Source organism: Streptomyces sp. BBFR2, assembly GCF_044497305.1.
GTDB lineage: Bacteria > Actinomycetota > Actinomycetes > Streptomycetales > Streptomycetaceae > Streptomyces.
The window spans coordinates 6848185-6862317 of the sequence record NZ_CP172415.1 but is presented as its reverse complement, the minus strand read 5'-3'; the positions used below and the strand labels follow the sequence as shown (position 1 = coordinate 6862317).

Below are 14133 nucleotides of genomic sequence, written 5' to 3'. Positions count from 1 at the left end.
GGCCGGTGGCAGCCGGTTTCCGGTCAATGCCGGACGGTGTGGACTGGTCAGCGGCGGCGGAGGGTACGTCGGTCCTTCGAGCGGGCGACGCGAAATCGCTGGGCACCTGGTGCATCTGCACATATCATGCACATCATGTGCTCAACTTCTGCACCTGGGGCGTTTCAGGCCCGGTCCCTGACCGAGGTGAACGCCGCCATAAGGGCGTTCATGACGGCCCGGGCCGGGCGCTCGCTGGGCCCTGAGGAGCAGGCCGAGTACGAGCAGTTGCTCGCGGCCTGGTCGGCCGCCGTCGCGCGGACGCCGGACGTTCCCCCCGTGGAGCGCCCGGCGTCCGCGCCGCTCACACCGTGACGGACCGGGGCCGCAGCCGGGCCGCGGCGGTGCCCAGCCCCGTGGGCCCGCCGAGGCGCCGGCCGTGGGCGGTGACGGGACGGCGCAGCTCCGCCTCGTCGTAGCGGCGGCAGCCCTCGTGCCAGATGAGGATCCCGGCGAGCCAGCGCTTCAGCTCTTCCGCGTAGCCGGTGAGCGTGGCCCGGGCGGCCGCGTCGAGCCCGAACTCGTCGAAGAGGGCGGGGAGTTCGACGGCGAGGATGTGCTCGAACTCCCGCATCCGGGAGGTCATCAGATCGTTGACGATCTCCAGCCCCTCCTGCACCCCGCAGCCGAAGAAGTGCTGGACGACGAGGACGGCGTTGTGGATCTCGCCCTCGAACTGGATCTCCTTGCGGTACGAGAACAGGTCGTTGAGGAGTCCGGCGTAGTCCGCGGCCGCGTTCTGCATGGCCTGGACGGGGCGGGAGCGGTAGACCTCGGGCGGGACGCTCCGGCCGTGACCGAGGCGGGAGAGGCTCATGGTGAGGTCCGCGCCGAAGGTCTGCCGGCGCATCTCGACGTAGTCGACCGGGTCCGGGATGCGGTTCGCCCAGTGGTTGTCCAGCTCCCACAGCCAGCTTCCGGTCATGTCCTCGATGGTGCGGCGGAAGGTGCGGCGGGCGGCGGGGGTCATGGGGCCCGCGGTGCGCCGCCACAGATCGGCCAGACCGCGCTCCAGCGGGCCCAGCGGTTCGGGGACGTCCGCGCCGGATTCGACGGGCATGAAGGCCGCGAGCCGTTCCGTGCAGAGCTTGGCTCCGGCCGCGTCGCGGGTGCGGCCGAAGACCACCGGGTAGTAGTCGTCGCCGTAGGTGCCCCAGGCCAGCCAGCCGGTGGTCAGGTCGAGGGCGTCGGGGGTGGCGTCCGGGTGGATCCCGGCGGCGCACAGGGCCAGGTCGAAGGCGCGGATCTTGTGTTCGTCCCAGACGGCGGTCGGTGCGGCGGCGCCGCCGGGCAGCCGCGGCGGCTGCTCCAGCATGCCCATCCGGTGCGCCCAGGCGACGATCCGCTCACGGGCGCCCGCCAGGTGCGGGGAGAGTCGGGTGGTGTACGGCAGATACAGCTCGGGCAGCCGCACCTCCTCGATGACCTGGAACGGGACGTGGCTGTGCTGCCGGACGCGGACCGGGAGGGTGGCGGAGAGGGAGGCGGCGATGCGGGCGGCGGAGGTGCCGAGGCCGGTGGGTCCGCCGAGGACGGGCACGGCGGCGAGAGCGCCGTGGCCCCGGCCCGCGGTCTCGTTCATGTAGCGGCTGGAGCGCAGGTGCCATTCGTGGCCGCCGGACTGCCAGTCCTGGAGCCCCTTGACGTACGCGGCGATGTCGGCGCACTCCGCGGGGGTGAGGCCGCGTTCGGCGCAGAGGGCGGGCACCTCGGTGAGCGCGGTGTGCTCGAACTGATGGAGGCGGGAGGTGAGGAGGTCGTTGACGGAGTCGGCGGCCTCCTGGGTGGTGCAGCCGAGGAAGGTCTCGAAGACCAGGACGCCGTTGGAGAGTTCGCCCTCCTCCTCGATCTCACGCTGGTAGGAGAAGAGGTCGTTCCGCAGGTGGACGGCGTCGGAGAAGGTGTCCTTGAGGACCCGCAGGGGGCGGCTGGTGGCCACCGACGCGGGGATCTCGGCGCCCGCGGCGTACTCGACGAGCCCGGCGGACCAGGGGGCGCCGCCGACCTTGCGGCGCATCTCGATGTACTCGACGGGGTTGGCGATACGGCCGGTGCTGATGTTGGCCAGCTCCCACAGCGACTCCTCCAGGAGGTGCTGGGTGTACTCCGCGAAGCGGCGGCGCCAGTCGCGGGACATCGCCGGGATCGTGCGCCGCCACAGATCGGCGAGGCCCTTCTCGACGGCGTTGACCGGCTCGGGCGGCGGCCCGGCCGGGTCGACCGGCATGAAGGCGGGCAGCCGGTCGAGGTACGCCTTGGCGCCCGCCATGTCCTGGCCGCGTTTGAAGCTCTCCAGGAAGTGGTCGTCGAAGAAGAAGACCCAGACGTACCAGTCGGTGACGGTGGCCAGCTCCGCGGCCGGGGCGTCGGGGTGGGTGTAGGCGCAGAGCAGGGCGTAGTCGTGGGCGTCGAAGTCCCGCTCGTCCCAGATGCCCGACCCCTCGATCATCTCCATCTCGCGGGCCCACGCCTTGGAGTGGTCACGGACCGCCTCCAGGTGCGGGTTGAGCCGCGCGGGGTACGGCTCGTAGAACTCCGGAAGTACGAAGGGCTGTGTCATCTGCGCCTCACCTCGTCTCGTCGTGTCCGCTCCGGCTCCCGGTCAGTCCCGGCGGCCGATCTCGACGTTCTCCAGTACGCCGAGCGCGTCCGGGACCAGCACGGCGGCGGAGTAGTAGGTGGAGACCAGGTACGAGATGATCGCCTTGTCGTCGATGCCCATGAAGCGGACGGAGAGGCCGGGCTCGTACTCGTCGGGCAGTCCGGTCTGGTGCAGGCCGATGACGCCCTGGTTGTCCTCGCCGGTGCGGAGCGCCAGGATCGAGCTGGTGCGCTCCTTGGTGACCGGGATCTTGTTGCAGGGCAGGATCGGGACACCGCGCCAGGCGGGGACCTGCTGGCCACCGAGGTCGGCGTGGTCGGGGTAGAGACCGCGGGCGTTCATCTCGCGGCCCATGGCGGCGATGGTGCGGGGGTGGGCGAGGAGGAACTTCGTGCCCCGGCGGCGGCTGATCAGCTCGTCGAGGTCGTCCGGGGTGGGCGGGCCGGAGTGGGTCTGGATGCGCTGGCGGTAGTCGGCGTTGTGCAGCAGACCGAACTCGGGGTTGTTGATCAGCTCGTGTTCCTGGCGTTCGCGCAGCGCCTCGATGGTGAGCCGGAGCTGGTGCTCGGTCTGGTCCATCGGTTCGTTGTAGAGGTCGGCGACGCGGGTGTGGATGCGCAGGACGGTCTGGGCGACGCTCAGTTCGTACTCGCGGGGCTTCAGTTCGTAGTCGACGAAGGCGCCGGGGAGGGTGGGCTCGCCGGTGTGGCCGGAGGCGAGGGCGATCTCGGCCTCGCCGTGCTTGTTCTGGGCCTGCTGGGGCAGGGCGGCGAAGTCCTGGAGGTGGCTGCGGAGTTCGGGCGCGGTGTCCAGGACGGTGGCGAAGTCGCGGCGGTTCAGGACGAGGACGGTGCCGGCGGTCTCGGCCTTGGCGGTGTACTCCCAGACGGCGTCGGGGTCGGTCAGGGCCTCGGCGCCGAAGTGGTCGCCGTCGGCGAGGGCGTCGAGGCCGGCGGCCTGTCCGTAGCGGCCGTCGGCGGTGCGGGCGATGCGGCCGTGGGCCAGCAGGAAGACCTGGTCGGCGGGGGCGCCCTGTTCGGCCAGGACCTCACCGGGGGTGACCTCGCGCTGGGTGAAGCGTCCGGCGAGGGCGGTGAGGACGCCGGTGTCGGCGAAGCCGCGCAGCGGGGCGAGTTCGCCCAGTTCCTGGGGGATGACGGCGACGCGGGAGCCGGTCTGGTCGAAGTCGATGCGGCCGTCGCCGACGGTGTAGGTCAGGCGGCGGTTGACGCGGTAGGCGCCGCCCTTCGTCTCGACCCAGGGGAGCGTCTTCAGCAGCCAGCGGGAGGTGATGCCCTGCATCTGGGGGGCGGACTTGGTGGTGCTCGCGAGGTTCCGCGCGGCGGCGGTACTCAGGCTCTGCTGTGCGGCGGCGCTCTGCTCGGTACCGGCGTCGATCGTCATCCGGCGCTCCTCATCGTGGTGGACGCCCGGTCCGCGCGGTCGCCGGGCGTGCGGCAACCCGGCGCCGGTGGGCGGGGGTTGAGTGGGGGAAGGTGGCCCCGGGGCGGTCGGGCGGCTGGTGGCCGGGCCGTTCGGGGGATCCGTTGATCACACTAAGGCCGGGTCACGGGGGTGGAGGCCGATTCCGGTGCCCCGCCGACCCGGTACGCCCGGACGAGTGACAGTGCGCCCGGCAAACGTGAGACCGGCCTCGGCTGGCCGGTTCTCCCCCCTTTCGGCGCGGCGGTACGGCCCCTGTTCCGGCCCCTGGCCGCTGTCCCACCGCCGTTCCGAGGTGGGCGGGACGGCCGGGCCTTCCTGATCATGGCTTGTTGTCGCCGGGCGGAGGGTGAGCTTCCGCCCCCCGGTGAGGGTGAACGTACGGGCTCTCCGCCGACGCGGCGCCGAGGGCCGGGCGGGCACCACGGCACCCCGCGCACGGCAAAAGGTGCATAACCCACGTTTGCGGGCGTGGGGCTTCGGGGGTGGCTGTGACCCCGGCCATAGGTCGTCCGTCACGTACGACGCCGGTTAGTGGACGTGCCGGGGCCGCGGGCCTCATGGGCAGGGCGGTCTCCCGGGTGCGGGGCGGGGTGTCTACGCGGCGGGGTAGTACGGGACGTCGTTGCCCGTGGGGCGGCGTCCGCCCAGGATGGTCGGGCCCCGGGCGGACCGCCGCGTCCACCGGGCCGCCGGAGCGCGCACGGAGCGCGCCGGCGGGGCGGGAGCACCGGACGGTCCTCCCGCGTGCCAGGGCGCCGGGCCCGTGCGGGCCCCCGGCCGGTCCGGCGTACGCCGACCGCGGACGGGCGCCCGGGCCATCGACAACGCACGCCGGGCGCAGCCGTGTCCGGGCGGGCGGAGGACGGAGTGCAGATGCCGCAGGACAGCGGGAACAACGGGCCGTATCCGGCGGACCTCCCCGCGGGCGGGGCAGAGCCCCGGCCGCCGCGCCGCCGCCGTCGGGGGCTGCGGATCGCCGTGTGGACGGCGGTGGGCGTGGTGGCTCTGGGCGGTGCCGGTACCGCGTACCTCTGGTCGCATCTGAACGGCAATCTCCAGGGCGTCGACATCGACGCGGCGCTCGGCAAGGACCGGCCGGGCGCGTCCCGGGACGGCGCGATGAACATCCTGCTGCTGGGCTCCGACTCACGGGCGGGAACGGGCGGCGCCTACGGCAAGGGCATCAGCGGCGCCCGGTCGGACACCACGATGGTGCTGCACGTCGACAAGGACCACCGCACGGCGAGTGTGGTGAGCATTCCGCGGGACACGATGGTCGACCGGCCGGTGTGCCCGAAGCCGGGCGGCGGTTCGGCGCCCGCCGCGCACCAGGTGATGTTCAACGAGTCGTACCAGGTGGGCGGCCCGGGGTGCACGGTGAAGACGGTGGAGTCGCTGTCCGGGGTGCGGATGGATCACTATCTGGAGGTCGACTTCACCGGCTTCAAGAAGATCATCGACGAGCTGGGCGGGGTGGACATCACCACCAAGCAGGCGGTGAGGGATGTCCACAGCAAGCTGGACCTGCCGGCCGGGAAGCACACGCTCAAGGGTGAGCAGGCGCTGAGTCTGGTCCGTACCCGGCACGGTGTCGGGGACGGCAGCGACCTGGGGCGGATCCAGTTGCAGCAGGCGTTCATCAAGGCGCTCACGCACCGGATCGACGATGTCGGGCTGAGCAATCCGGCGAAGCTGTACTCCCTCGCGGACACCGCGACGCGGACGGTGCGCGCCGACTCCCGGCTGGCCTCCACCGGCAAGCTGCTGGGCCTGGCCGAGGAGTTGAAGGGCATCGGTCCGAAGAACATGAAGATGGTGACGATGCCGGTGACCTACGACCCGGCGAACCCGGACCGGGTGGTGCCGCTGCGGACGGCGTCCGCGCAGGTGTGGCGGGCGCTCAAGGACGACCGGCCGATACCGGCGTCCGCGGGGCGTGACTCGGTGGGCGACAAGGGGGTGTCCCCGGTGGTGGCGCAGTCCTGAGCGGGCGTCCGCGTCACCGTCCGGCCGGGCCGTGGCGGTACGGCGTCCGGCCGGACAGCGGATGCGGAGGGCGGCGCGACGCCGGAGCATGGGCCCATGGACGAGGGAAGCGCTACCGGGGCGGGCCGGGGCGGGAGCGAGGCCCGCCACGGGGAATCCGGCCGTACGCGGGGGCCGCTCGATGGTGTCTGCGAGGCCCTTGTCGCCTCGGGCTCGTGTCTGATGCCGTCGGCCGCCGTCTCGCGGTGTCTGGGCATGGCGGAGGCGGAGTGGCCGCGGTTCGCCAGGCACTGGGAGGACCTGGTGCCGGATCCGTACGCGGCCGAAACGGGGACGCGGCGGCTGCGGCGGTACGGGCATTTCTCCCTGTCCCGGACGGGAGACATCGCGGCGAGGCCGGTCGGCGCCTTCGTCCAGCCGGAGGAGAGCAATCCGCTGTACGTGGCGGTGGACCGCCGTTTCGAACCGCTGACCGCCGCCTTCGGGGCCGACCCCGCTCTGGCGTCGTTGATCCGGACGCTCGGCCGGATCGCCGCCTGTCTGGAGGAGGCGGACGAGTGGACCGTCAAGGTGCACCCGTTCCGGGTCGTGGCCGAAGCCGGCGGCACGGGGCAGCCCACGCCTGAAGGCCGGCACCGCGACGGCGTCACGCTGGTCACCTCCTTGCTCATCGACCGGGTGAACGCCACCGGAGGCGAGAGCACGGTGTACCGCCCGGACGGCACGGAAGCGATGCGGACGACGCTCAGCCGGCCCGGGACTCTTCTGCTGGGGGACGATCGGGCGACGCTGCACGAGGTGTCGCCGGTCCGCCCGCTGGACGCCACGCGGCCCGCCCGCCGGGATGTGCTGGTCACCACCCTCACGCCCCGCTGAGCGGGCCGTGCTGCCGGGGTTTTCGGGTCGGGCGGGGCGGGGCACGGCCCGGTAGCGGTCGGGCAGCCGCCGGCCGGGCGTGACCGGAGCTGATTTCCGCGCGACCGCCCGGCGGGTGGCCACGGCGCCGCCCGCCCGGCCCCGGGTCGGCGGATCACCGTCAGAACCCGGTTCCTGGTCCGCGGCCCCGTCGAAGCCGTGTGCCGAACGCTCCGCCACGGGATCCGGGGGCACGCGCACCGCCTTCCCCGTGTTCTCCCTGCCCCCCGTGTCCCGTGACCGGGACGCCGGTCGAGGCCATGGCGGGAGCGCAGCGGGGCGCATCCGCAGGTCATGGGGGTACGGGCGGCGCGTGCGGGCGGCCGGGGGCCGTCCGGGTGCGCCCGCGTACCCCCGTTTTTCCGTTTCCGTCATCGGTGATGACGGTCCGTCAGTGCCCGGGGCGGGTATCAGCCGGGGGTCCGGTGGCATTCCTACGCGTCTCCCGGAGCCGCAGATGATCCAAGCCCGTCCGCAACCCGGCGACATAGGTCTGACTCAGATAAACGGCACCGTGGGCCGGTTGATCCGGTTCGGCCAGTGGCTGAACGGCAACGGCTTCGCCGACTACCAGCACGCGTTCCTCGTCCTGCCCGGTGACCGGCTGATCGAGGCCGAACCCGGCGGCGCGCGGATCGTCCCCCTCGATTCCTACGCGGGCGCGGACGTGCTGTACGTCTGCCCGCCCGGACTGACCGACGCGGACCGGGACCGGATCTGCGCCGCGTCCCTCGCGTACGAGGGCGTGCCGTACAGCTTCCTCGACTATCTGGCCATCGCCACGCACCGGCTGCGGCTGCCGGTGCCGGGGCTGCGGAGCTATGTGGCGGCGACGGGGCACATGATCTGCTCCCAACTCGTCGACCAGTGCTACCAGGACGGCGGGGTGCACCTCTTCGACGACGGGCGGTGGCCGGGGTATGTGACGCCGCTGGCGCTGTACCAGCGGTTGGGCGGCTGAGGCGCGGGGCCGCCCGTGCGCGGGCGGGCGGCCCGTCGCCGTGTACGGGCGGCCCCGGCGCGGCGGTCAGCGGAAGCCGAGGCGCGGGTCGGTGCCGGTCAGTTCGGCGCTCGCGGTCCACAGGCGGGCGGCGACGGCGCGGTCGGCCATGTGCGGCGGCACGGGTTCGCGCCGGGGCACACCGCGCAGGCCGAAGACCCTCGGCCCCCAGAGGTCGCCGCCCGCCACCTCCGGGTCGAGGACGGCGCGGACGATGGGCCACGCCCCGGCCTCCTTGCCCTGTACGAGCACTCCGGCGGGGAGGGCGCGCAGCCGTTCGCCGGGGGTGGGCGTGTGGACCGGCGGGCGGGCGGGGGTGAGGCCGTCGAGGGCGCCGCCGGGGTGGGCGACCACGCTGAGCACGGTACTGCCGGTGGCGCGCAGATGGCGGTCGAGGGCGAAGCCGAAGCTCATCTGCGCCAGTTTCGACCGGCCGTAGGCGCGGGCGGGCCGGTAGTCGCGCCGGGATTGCAGATCGTCCACCTCCAGCCGTTCGGAGCGGGCCGCGTAGCTCCCCACCGTGACGACGCGGCCCGCCGGAGCCGCGGACAGCAGGGGGCCCAGCCACCGGGTGAGCGCGAAGTGGCCGAGGTGCTGGGTGGCGAACATCAGCTCGTGGCCGTCCGCGGTCTCCCGGCGCGGCGGATGGTCGAGGGCGACCCCGGCGTTGTGGACCACCGCGTCGAGCCGGTCGAGAGCCAGTCCGGCCACGGCCGCTTCGAGGGACGGCAGGTCGGCGAGGTCCAGCGGCAGGTGCCACGCGCGAGCGCCGGGTACGCGCGTACGGAGCGAGTCCAGGGCGGCGGTGGCCTTCGCCGCGTCCCGGCTGCCGAGCACGACCGTGGCACCGGCGGCGGCGAGCTGCTCCGCGACGAAGTAGCCGATCCCCGCGTTACCGCCGGTGACCAGGACGTTCCGGCCCTCGGCGGACGGTGGCCGGCGCACGTCCCACGGACGGCTACGGGGGACGGAGGGTGTGGCGGAACGCATGACGGGGCTCCTCGGTTCGGCGGCGTGCCCACGGGCACCGGCCCGTCCAAGATCACGGACGGCGCCGACAGACCGCCGACGGGAGGTGCGCCGCGCGGGGGTGATGCCGACAGGGCGCCGACAGGGCGGTGGCTCACGGGCCACGGGCACGGGGCGTGGCGGGCGCGGGGCCGGCCCGTCCCGTGACGGGCGGGGTGAGGCCGCTCCGTCCGTGCCGGGCGCCGACCGGACACAGGGCAGCGGTGCGGCCGGGCCGCCCTCGTGCGGGGCGGGTACGCGCTGCCGGTCGGTGCGGACACCGGGGTGCGGCGGTCGCGGCGTCCGGTCCGGTGCGCGGGCTCCGCCGCCCGGTCGGCGGAGCGCGGCGGCCGAGCCCTCGAAGAGCGGGCGGGCGCCCTCTAGCGTGACCAGCGTGATCACCGGACGTACCGACCGCCGCCCCGGGCCCCTCGTGGCGGCCGCGGTGTTCGCCGTCGGCATGGCGGGGACCACCCTGCCGACGCCGCTGTACGGGCTCTACCGGCGTGAGCTGGGGCTGTCGGAGCTGATGGTGACCGTGGTCTTCGCGGCGTACGCACTGGGGGTGATCACGGTGCTGCTGGTCGCCGGGAACGTCTCGGACGAAGTGGGGCGGCGGCCGGTGCTGCTGGTGGCGCTGGGGCTTTCGGCGGCGAGCGCGCTGTGTTTCGTGGCCGAGGGCGGGCTGCCGCTGCTGTTGTCGGGGCGGGTGCTGTCGGGGTTCGCGGCGGGGCTGTTCAGCGGGGCGGCGACGGCGGCGGTGCTGGAGCTGGCGCGGCCCGGCGGTGAGGCGTGGGCCGGGTTCGCGGCGACGGCGGCGAACATGGGCGGGCTCGGGTGCGGCCCGCTGCTGGCGGGGGTGTTGGCGCAGTACGCGCCGTGGCCGCTGACGCTGCCGTTCCTCGTGCACCTGGTGCTGCTGGCGGTGGCGGCGGCACTGGTGATCCGGGTGCTGCCGGAGACGGTGACGGCGCCGGGGCGGCCGTCCCGGCCACGGCCGGGACGGTTGGTGCCACCGGCTGAGGCGCGGGGCGTGTTCGTGCCGTCGGCGGTCGCGGCGTTCGCCGGGTTCTCGCTGCTGGGACTGTTCACGGCGGTGGCGCCGAGCTTCGTCGGCCAGACGCTGGGCGTGCGCGACCTCGCCGTCTCGGGCGCGGTGGTCTGCACCGTCTTCCTCGGCTCGACGGCCGGGCAGGCGCTGTCCGGGCGGCTGGGGGTGCGGCGGGCGCTGCCCACCGGATGTCTGGTGCTGGTCGCCGGGCTGCTGCTGGTGGGCGCGTCGCTGGTGGCGCGGTCGCTGCCGCTGCTGGTCGCCGGGGCGGTGTGCGGCGGCTCCGGGCAGGGGCTCGCCTTCCGCGCCGGGCTGACGTCGGTGGGCGCGGCGGCGCCGCCCGCGCACCGGGGCGGCACGATCTCCGCGTACTTCCTCGTGGCGTACGTGGGCATCTCCCTGCCGGTGGTGGGCATCGGCGCGCTCACCGGGCCGCTGGGGCTGCGCGGCGCGGGGCTGGTGTTCGCCGGGTGCGTCATCGTGGTCGCGGTGCTGGTGGGCGGCTATGTGCTGCGGCACCCGCCGCACGAAGGATGAGGGGACGGTGGACCGGGCGGGGCCGCGACGGAGATCCGACAGGGCCCGTCGGCCTCGCGGGCGCGCACCGGGCCGGACGGGCCGGGCGCCGGTCCCGCGGGTCGGCGGGCCGGGGCTCGGCGCGGCGGGAAGCTCCGGGCCCCACGGTGTGCCGGGCCGGGGCGCCCCGGCCCGCGACGTGCCGGGCCGGGCACCCGCCCCCGCCCCCGCCCCGGGGTGCCGTGGTCGCGCGGCGCGGTTCCAATGGAGGGAGAACGGCCGTACGCCCGCGCCGCTGCGGGGGCGGGCACCCGCCTACGGCGAGGAGGGCACCGGAGATGACCATCGCGACGCGCCTGCTGACCACACTTCCGAGCGCGTACCGTGACCGGCTGATGGCGCTGGCGCGCGAGGTGTCGTTCGAGCAGGACACCCGCATTTTCGAGGAACGGGGCCGCGCCGACCGGTTCTGGATACTGCGCTCGGGGTCGGTGACGCTCGATCTGCACGTCCCGGGGCGCCGCCGGGTGACGGTGGCGACCCTCGGGCCCGGGGATCTGCTGGGCTGGTCCTGGCTCTTCCCGCCGCACGAATGGGATTTCGGCGCCGAGGCGTTCAGCCCGGTGCGGGCCCACGAGTTCGACGCCCGCAGCGTCCGCGCGCTGTGCGACGCGGACCCGGCGCTGGGGCTGGCGCTGGTCAGCACCATCACGCAGGTCCTGGCCCACCGGCTGGAGGCGACCCGGACGAAGCTGATCGACCAGTACGTGGTCCCGCACTCGGTGACGACGTGACGTAAGGACCACCGGCGCGCTCCCGGCGGCCGGGAGGACGGGCAGGACGCCGGGCGTATGACGCGGGGCGCCGGGCCCCGCGCGGTACGGGCCCGGCGCCCCGTACGGGCTTACCGGCGCGCCCCGGTCTCCCCCGGGCCGCGGCTGCGGGCCTCAGCTCCGGGCGGCCGCGAGGGTGCCCTGGGCCCGGTCGACGAGGGCCTGGAGGCGGGCGTGGTGGGCGCCGCGCCAGTAGACGCGGTCGCAGTCGGCGCAGCGGGCGAAGACGTCGTAGGTGCGGCGGGTGCCGTGGTGCAGCCGCTCGACGACGGTGTCCTTGCCGGCGTCGGTGAGCGGGCCGTTGCAGGCGGTGCAGCGGGTCCAGGGCGTCGCCTCGGGGGCGAACCGGCCGAGGACGTCGGTGAGTTGCTCGTCGGGGCGGTGGCTGTAGACGTAGGCGCCGGCCCACAGTTCACGGCGGTGCAGCAGACCGCGGTCGCGGGTGAGCAGGACCCGCCGCTCCGCCGCCGACCGGGCCGCCAGCGCCGCGTCACCCGGGTCCTCGGCGGTGTACGCGGCGTCGATGCCCAGCAGCCGCAACCGGCGGGCGAGGGTGCCGAGATGGACGTCGAGGAGGAAACGCAGCGGGGCGCCGGGAACGCTCTGCGGGCGGGCGACGGCGTGCACCGTGACGCTCTCCCCCGCGCGCGGCACATGCGCCGGGGTGACCGGAGCGTCGTCCACCCGCAGCTCCCCGACCTCGGTGAGCGGTACGCCCAGCGATTCGACGACATGGCCGAGCGAGGCGGCGCCGTCGGTGACCACGCGGGTGTGCTCGCCGGAGCGGCCCGCCGGGAGGAAGAGGTGCAGGGCGGGGGCGAAGCTGAAGGGGATCTCGGGTCCGTTCACCTCTCCAGCATGGCACCGGCCGCACCCCGTGAGCCAGGGAATTTCCGCTGGTGGGGACGGGTGCGGCCGGGCCGGGAGCGTCTTGCCGCCTGCCGAGGGGCGGCGTGCGCGGGCCCCGTACCCGCGGGCCGCCGCCGGGCGGACGCACTCCCTTCAGAGCGCGTCGGCACTCCCCTCAGAGCGCGTCGGCGAGTTCTCTGAGGCGGTCGGCGAGGCAGGGGTCGGGGTGCGGGACCCGGCCGAACTCGTCGTCCTCGTCGACGGTGAGCAGCCCCAGCACGGCGCGGAGGGCGGCGCGGGGCTGCCCGGCCGCGGGGAGCGGGGCGGTGCGGGGACGGCTGAGCACGGCCGGGCCGCCGGCGAGGGCGGCCGCCTGTCCCGCCCAGTGCTCGGCGTCGCGGAGTTCCCCGCGGGCGAGGTGGAGCAGATGCAGACAGGAGGCGGCCGCGGCGTTGCCCGATCCGGCGGCGAACTGCCACCAGAACTGGGTGCCTTCGGGGTATCCGGCGAGATGGAGGAGGCAGCCGAAGTACAGGGCGCCGTCGGGGTCGATGCGGCGGTTGTTGGCCAGTTCGGCGAGGAGGTCGGCCGCGTCGCCGCGGTGCAGCGTCTGGGCGCACAGGCCCCGCAGGTCGGCCCCGGCCCGGTCGTGGGCCGTGAGCATCACCGGCGCCGGGGCGCGGCGGGACGGGCACGGGGCCGCGTCCCGCCGTACGGCGTCGGCGGCGGCGAGGTCGTACGCCAGGTGCCGCTTGGAGGCGGCGAGGTCGAAGTCGGCGAAGGCGTCGGGGATCGCGGCGTCGTCGAGGACTTCGTGGATGCTGCGCGAGGACCGCACGGTCACTCCTCTTCCTTCTCGTCGCCGGTGGCCGCGGTCAGCGGCAGGCCGAGTCTTCTGGCGATACGGCGCCGGGCGAGGCGCCGGTGGGACCGGACGGTGTCGCGGGTGACGCCCATGATGTCGGCGACCCGGTCCGAGGGGTAGCCGAGGACGTACAGCAGCACGATCACGTCGTACTGCCGCTCGGGGAGGGAGGCGATGGCCGCGTAGAGGCCGAGGGACGTCTCCATGACCTCGAACTGGCAGCGGACCGATTCGAGGGCGGCGCGCGCGGTGCGCTGGAAGGCCGTGGTCTCCACCATCCGCGACGAGGTGCCGGTGAGCCGGAGGTGGGTGTCGACACGGACCTTGAGCAGCGCCCAGGCGTACGCCTCGGGGCTCTCCTCCTGGATGACGTGGGCCCAGTTGAGGGCGAGGTGGGAGAAGCAGCGGCGGACCACCGCCTGCGCCGCGTCCTTGTCGCCGAGCATGGTGTGGGCGTAGTTGAGATACGCCTTGACGTACAGGTCGTGGAAGGCTTCCAGGGCCGTCGGCAGGGTGTGCTGCACCGGCGGTAGGTCGGCGTTCACGGGGAGACCTCCTCTTCCTGGGCGGCAGGTACGCGGTCGGTGTGCCACCCGGGGGCGGGCGGGCGGTCCTCGACCAGTGCCGCCGCGCCCACGCGGACTCCCGCCCGCAGCAGACGCCGGGTCAGATGGCGCAGGTCCGGGGCGAAGACGCGCACCGCGGTGAGCAGCAGGAGCGGGGCGAGTGCGTCGTTGAGCGTCACGTCTGTGTCCTCCTTCCGGCTCGGTGTCCGCCACGGCGGTGCGGCGGACACCGAGGTTTCGCTGTCCTCTCCGCAGGATTTCGGAACGGGGTGGGCAAACGTGCAACGCGGTGCGCGGAAAAATACGGAAAGCGATCATCCGGTGACTCGGGGCGTCGCCACGCCCCCGGCGGGCATGCGCCCCCGGACCGCCACCGGACGGACGGCCGGCGCCCCGCCGACCTGCGCGATCTTTCAACCGCCGACATCGGCCGACAAGTTGACTGCCCGGCGGGCAC

The 14133-nt window shown here is 74.3% G+C and carries 13 protein-coding genes; 6 read left to right on the top strand and 7 right to left on the bottom strand.

What is annotated here, in order from left to right; translation table 11 throughout:
• Positions 1-135: 135 nt before the first annotated feature.
• The gene (locus ACGH2B_RS28425; RefSeq protein WP_399095960.1) at positions 136-354 is read left to right on the top strand and encodes a hypothetical protein; all 219 of its coding nucleotides are present in this window, start codon (positions 136-138) and stop codon (positions 352-354) included.
• Here the strand turns inward: ACGH2B_RS28425 and ACGH2B_RS28420 are convergent.
• Together ACGH2B_RS28420 and ACGH2B_RS28415 are read right to left on the bottom strand one after the other, a co-directional pair.
• Positions 344-2599 (bottom strand): family 2 encapsulin nanocompartment cargo protein terpene cyclase, encoded by a 2256-nt coding sequence (locus tag ACGH2B_RS28420; RefSeq protein ID WP_399095957.1) that lies wholly within the window; start codon positions 2597-2599, stop codon positions 344-346. The two genes, ACGH2B_RS28425 and ACGH2B_RS28420, sit on opposite strands and share 11 nt — an antisense overlap.
• Positions 2600-2641: 42 nt before the next feature.
• Positions 2642-4045 carry a family 2B encapsulin nanocompartment shell protein gene (locus tag ACGH2B_RS28415; protein WP_399095954.1) on the bottom strand — a complete coding sequence of 468 codons (1404 nt, stop codon included), beginning with the start codon at positions 4043-4045 and terminating at the stop codon, positions 2642-2644.
• Between the two features lie 915 nt (positions 4046-4960).
• Here ACGH2B_RS28415 and ACGH2B_RS28410 point away from each other — a divergent pair.
• From ACGH2B_RS28410 to ACGH2B_RS28400, 3 genes are all read left to right on the top strand, one after another.
• Complete coding sequence (locus ACGH2B_RS28410; RefSeq protein ID WP_399095951.1) at positions 4961-6073, top strand: LCP family protein; 1113 nt, start codon at positions 4961-4963, stop codon at positions 6071-6073.
• A 96-nt stretch (positions 6074-6169) separates the two neighbouring features.
• Positions 6170-6949 carry a 2OG-Fe dioxygenase family protein gene (locus ACGH2B_RS28405; protein ID WP_399095948.1) on the top strand — a complete coding sequence of 260 codons (780 nt, stop codon included), beginning with the start codon at positions 6170-6172 and terminating at the stop codon, positions 6947-6949.
• A gap of 496 nt (positions 6950-7445) precedes the next feature.
• Positions 7446-7949, top strand: a complete 504-nt coding sequence (locus tag ACGH2B_RS28400) for a hypothetical protein (protein WP_399095945.1) — start codon at positions 7446-7448, stop codon at positions 7947-7949.
• 66 nt (positions 7950-8015) lie between these two features.
• Here the strand turns inward: ACGH2B_RS28400 and ACGH2B_RS28395 are convergent, their stop codons facing one another.
• A complete protein-coding gene (locus tag ACGH2B_RS28395) occupies positions 8016-8978 on the bottom strand; it encodes an SDR family NAD(P)-dependent oxidoreductase (RefSeq protein WP_399095942.1) in 963 nt (320 codons plus the stop codon).
• A 412-nt stretch (positions 8979-9390) separates the two neighbouring features.
• Between ACGH2B_RS28395 and ACGH2B_RS28390 the strand changes: the two genes are divergently transcribed.
• Both ACGH2B_RS28390 and ACGH2B_RS28385 read left to right on the top strand, forming a co-directional pair.
• Positions 9391-10584, top strand: a complete 1194-nt coding sequence (locus ACGH2B_RS28390; protein WP_399095939.1) for an MFS transporter — start codon at positions 9391-9393, stop codon at positions 10582-10584.
• A 317-nt stretch (positions 10585-10901) separates the two neighbouring features.
• Positions 10902-11357, top strand: a complete 456-nt coding sequence (locus ACGH2B_RS28385; protein WP_399095936.1) for a cyclic nucleotide-binding domain-containing protein — start codon at positions 10902-10904, stop codon at positions 11355-11357.
• A 153-nt stretch (positions 11358-11510) separates the two neighbouring features.
• On the opposite strand, the gene ACGH2B_RS28380 is transcribed toward ACGH2B_RS28385, so the two are convergent.
• The 4 genes from ACGH2B_RS28380 to ACGH2B_RS28365 all read right to left on the bottom strand — a co-directional run bounded on the left by ACGH2B_RS28380 (position 11511) and on the right by ACGH2B_RS28365 (position 13855).
• Complete coding sequence (locus tag ACGH2B_RS28380; RefSeq protein WP_399095933.1) at positions 11511-12245, bottom strand: Mut7-C RNAse domain-containing protein; 735 nt, start codon at positions 12243-12245, stop codon at positions 11511-11513.
• 175 nt (positions 12246-12420) lie between these two features.
• Positions 12421-13089 (bottom strand): hypothetical protein, encoded by a 669-nt coding sequence (locus tag ACGH2B_RS28375; RefSeq protein WP_399095930.1) that lies wholly within the window; start codon positions 13087-13089, stop codon positions 12421-12423.
• A complete protein-coding gene (locus tag ACGH2B_RS28370; protein ID WP_399095927.1) occupies positions 13086-13655 on the bottom strand; it encodes an RNA polymerase sigma factor in 570 nt (189 codons plus the stop codon). Before ACGH2B_RS28370 ends, ACGH2B_RS28375 begins: the two co-directional genes overlap by 4 nt.
• The gene (locus ACGH2B_RS28365) at positions 13652-13855 is read right to left on the bottom strand and encodes a hypothetical protein (RefSeq protein ID WP_399095924.1); all 204 of its coding nucleotides are present in this window, start codon (positions 13853-13855) and stop codon (positions 13652-13654) included. Before ACGH2B_RS28365 ends, ACGH2B_RS28370 begins: the two co-directional genes overlap by 4 nt.
• Positions 13856-14133: the final 278 nt, after the last annotated feature.

Excerpts from the sequence above, each read along its gene's own strand:
- ACGH2B_RS28425 (WP_399095960.1), top strand. The coding sequence starts at position 136 with ATGTGCTCAACTTCTGCACCTGGGGCGTTTCAGGCCCGGTCCCTGACC.
- ACGH2B_RS28415 (WP_399095954.1), bottom strand. The coding sequence starts at position 4,045 with ATGACGATCGACGCCGGTACCGAGCAGAGCGCCGCCGCACAGCAGAGC.
- ACGH2B_RS28405 (WP_399095948.1), top strand. The coding sequence starts at position 6,170 with ATGGACGAGGGAAGCGCTACCGGGGCGGGCCGGGGCGGGAGCGAGGCC.
- ACGH2B_RS28400 (WP_399095945.1), top strand. The coding sequence starts at position 7,446 with ATGATCCAAGCCCGTCCGCAACCCGGCGACATAGGTCTGACTCAGATA.
- ACGH2B_RS28385 (WP_399095936.1), top strand. The coding sequence starts at position 10,902 with ATGACCATCGCGACGCGCCTGCTGACCACACTTCCGAGCGCGTACCGT.
- ACGH2B_RS28395 (WP_399095942.1), bottom strand. The coding sequence starts at position 8,978 with ATGCGTTCCGCCACACCCTCCGTCCCCCGTAGCCGTCCGTGGGACGTG.
- ACGH2B_RS28420 (WP_399095957.1), bottom strand. The coding sequence starts at position 2,599 with ATGACACAGCCCTTCGTACTTCCGGAGTTCTACGAGCCGTACCCCGCG.
- ACGH2B_RS28410 (WP_399095951.1), top strand. The coding sequence starts at position 4,961 with ATGCCGCAGGACAGCGGGAACAACGGGCCGTATCCGGCGGACCTCCCC.